This is a genomic window from Kitasatospora sp. NPDC057512 (assembly GCF_042802135.1).
Taxonomy (GTDB): domain Bacteria; phylum Actinomycetota; class Actinomycetes; order Streptomycetales; family Streptomycetaceae; genus Kitasatospora.
This window is the reverse complement of sequence record NZ_JBHVET010000218.1, coordinates 8,736-11,443: the sequence shown is the minus strand read 5'-3', so window position 1 is coordinate 11,443 and position 2,708 is coordinate 8,736. Positions and strand designations below refer to the sequence as shown.

Annotated in this window: 2 protein-coding genes; both read right to left on the bottom strand. The window is 76.9% G+C overall.

Features of this window, described 5'->3' with window-relative positions; genetic code table 11:
* Positions 1-207: 207 nt before the first annotated feature.
* Positions 208-1,884 carry a multicopper oxidase family protein gene (locus ACFU6K_RS16710; protein ID WP_380663705.1) on the bottom strand — a complete coding sequence of 559 codons (1,677 nt, stop codon included), beginning with the start codon at positions 1,882-1,884 and terminating at the stop codon, positions 208-210.
* Between the two features lie 146 nt (positions 1,885-2,030).
* Positions 2,031-2,531 (bottom strand): hypothetical protein, encoded by a 501-nt coding sequence (locus ACFU6K_RS16705; protein ID WP_380663704.1) that lies wholly within the window; start codon positions 2,529-2,531, stop codon positions 2,031-2,033.
* Between the last annotated feature and the right edge of the window lie 177 nt (positions 2,532-2,708).

Below are 2,708 nucleotides of genomic sequence, written 5' to 3'. Positions count from 1 at the left end.
CGACGGCAGTGCGTCAGGCTATGCGACCGGCGTTAAGGATCCGCTACCGGGCCGCGTTAAGAAATCGTCATGACGCCGCAGGTAGGTACCGGTGGCACGCCGGAGTGCGCCGGGTGCCGGAGACGGCGGGACCCCGAACCGGCGGAGCGGTTCGGGGTCCTTTCAGGGTGGAACCCGGGCACTTTCGCGCGGGGGGGGAGCCCGCGATCAGGCCCGGTAGCCGAGGACGGTCATCATGCCCGTCTCCGCGTGGTAGACGTTGTGGCAGTGCACCATCCACAGGCCCGGGTTGTCGGCGTCGAAGTCGACGGCCAGGGTCGCGCCCGGCAGCACCACCGCGGTGTCCTTGCGCGGGCCGTCACCGGGCAGCGCGAAACTGTGGCCGTGCAGGTGGACGGGGTGCCACATGGCGGTGCTGTTGCGGAACTCCAGCCGCACCCGCTCGCCCGCCGCCACCGGGTAGCGCTGCGCCGGATCGTACCGGCGGCCGTTGAACGCCCAGTCGGCCTTCGCCATCCCGCCGGTGAGCTCCAGCTTCACCGTGCGGTCCGGCGCCCTGGCGGGCAGCCGGACGTCCGGAGCGGCCTTGAGCTGCCCCGCCGTGACCAGCCGGCCGTCCAGCTCGGCGGGGCGGACGGCCGCGTCGGGCGCGGCGCCGCCGCCGGTGCGCAGCACGGCCAGGGCGGTGGCGTTCTTGCCCTCGGCCAGCGCGGTCAGCGGGAAGGCGCCGTCCTTGGCGGTCACCAGCACGTCGTAGCGCTCGCCCATGCCGAGCAGCAGCGCCTGGGTGGTGGCCGGTTCGACCGGGAAGCCGTCGGTGTGGGTGACGGTCAGCTCGTGGCCGCCGAGGGCGACCCGGTAGGCGGTGTCGCCGCCCGCGTTGACCAGCCGGATCCGGATCCGGTCGCCGGGCTTGGCGGTGAAGGTCTCGGGCGCGGTCGCGAGCCTGCCGTTCACCAGGTGGAAGGGGTATGCGACGTCTCCGGCGTCGCCTCCCAGCAGCGGGCTCTGAGCGCCCATCAGCATCCGGGACGGGCCGGCGGCGTTCGGGGTGCCGCCCGGGGTGCCGCCCGGGGTGCCGCCCGCGCCGGGCATCCCCGCCATGTCGTGGCCCGGCATTCCCGTCATCCCCGGCATGTCGTGGCCGGAGCCGCCCGAGTGGTCCATCCCGCCCATGCCCCGGGCGAGTTCGGCGAGGACGGCGTCCGGGGTGCTGCCGTCGACGCCGTCCACCCAGTCGTCCAGGACGACGACCCACTCCTTGTCGTAGGCCAGTGGCTCCCTGGGGTCCTCGACGATCAGCGGGGCGTAGAGGCCGCGGTCCTGCTGGACACCGGAGTGCGGGTGGAACCAGTACGTGCCCGGGTGGGTGAGCGCGAAGCGGTACTCGAAGGAGGCGCCGGGCCGGACGTCGGCCTGGGTCACGCCCGGCACGCCGTCCATGTCGTTGCGCAGCGCGAGGCCGTGCCAGTGCAGCGTGGTGGGCTGCGGCAGGTGGTTGGCGAGGGTGACGGCGAGCGTGTCGCCGAGGGTGGCGCGCACCTCCTGGCCGGGCAGGCGGTCGCCGTACGCCCAGCTGCGGACGGTGCGGCCGCCGAGGTCCAGGGTGGTCTCGGTGGCGGTGAGCGCGACCTTCCGCTCCGGGCCGGGATTGCGCCGGGCCTCGGCGGCGGCGACCTCGGGGCCGTTCGGGGCGAGATAGCCGGCGGGGGCGGCGGAGGGGGCGGCCGGGCCGCCGGTTCCGGCCGTGCCCCCCGTGGGGCCGTGGTTCATGGACCCGTGGTCCATGCCCTTCATGGAGCCGGAGGAGCAGGCGGTGAGCAGGCCGGTCCCGGCGGCGGCGAGCGCGGCGCCGAGGACGGTACGACGGGTGGGTGTGCGCATGGCGGAGTGCACCTCGTGCGGTGTGTGGGTGTGCAGGACGTCGCGTCGGCCGTTCCGTGCGCGGGCGCCGCGGGGCGCGAGCGGGCGCGTGGACGTGTGCGCGGGCGCTCCCGAGCGGGCGCGGGCACGGGACGGCGGGCGCGCGCCTACTGGCGCAGCACCGAAAGCCGGGTGAGGAGTATCCGCCCGCCCCCGGGCGGGGGCAGCGCGCGGACGGCCCTCAGCAGTCGGGCCCGAACCTCGGCGGCGGCGTCGCCGCTGCGGCGCAGCAGCGGGCCGGCGAGGAGCAGCACCAGGGTCCAGCCGGCCAGGACGGCCAGGCAGACCGTCATCGGGTCCATGCCGCCGGGCGCGGCGGGGTCGACGGCGGAGACGGCGGGGATGGCGGAGACGGCGGGGTCGACGGCGGAGGCGGCCTCCGCGGGCATGGCGGCCGGGCCGTGGTGGACGGCGGCGGGGTGCGCGGGGTGCGCGGCCGAGGCGTGCGCCCCCGCTCCCTCGTGCCCGGTGGAACCGCCGTGCCCGCCGTGCCCCCCGCCCGGATGGCCGAGCGTGTGCATCGTCACGATGCCGAACAGCAGCGCGGCGAGCAGCAGCAGGCGCGGCGCCCACGGCACCGGCGGACCGAACAGCCGTGACCGCACCATCCTCCGCCTCCTGTCCCCAGCCGCCGCAATGTACCCCGGCAGGGTATCCCGACAGCACACCGCGGACCGAGCCCCCCCCCCCCCCCCCCCCCCCCCGCCCCCCCCCCCCCCGGGCCCCCCCCCCCCCCCCCCCCCCCCCCCCCCCCCCCCCCGCCGCCCCCCCCCCCCCCGGCCGCA

Bases quoted from the DNA above. Each gene is read 5' to 3' on its own strand.
- ACFU6K_RS16710 (WP_380663705.1), bottom strand. From the start codon at position 1,884: ATGCGCACACCCACCCGTCGTACCGTCCTCGGCGCCGCGCTCGCCGCC.
- ACFU6K_RS16705 (WP_380663704.1), bottom strand. From the start codon at position 2,531: ATGGTGCGGTCACGGCTGTTCGGTCCGCCGGTGCCGTGGGCGCCGCGC.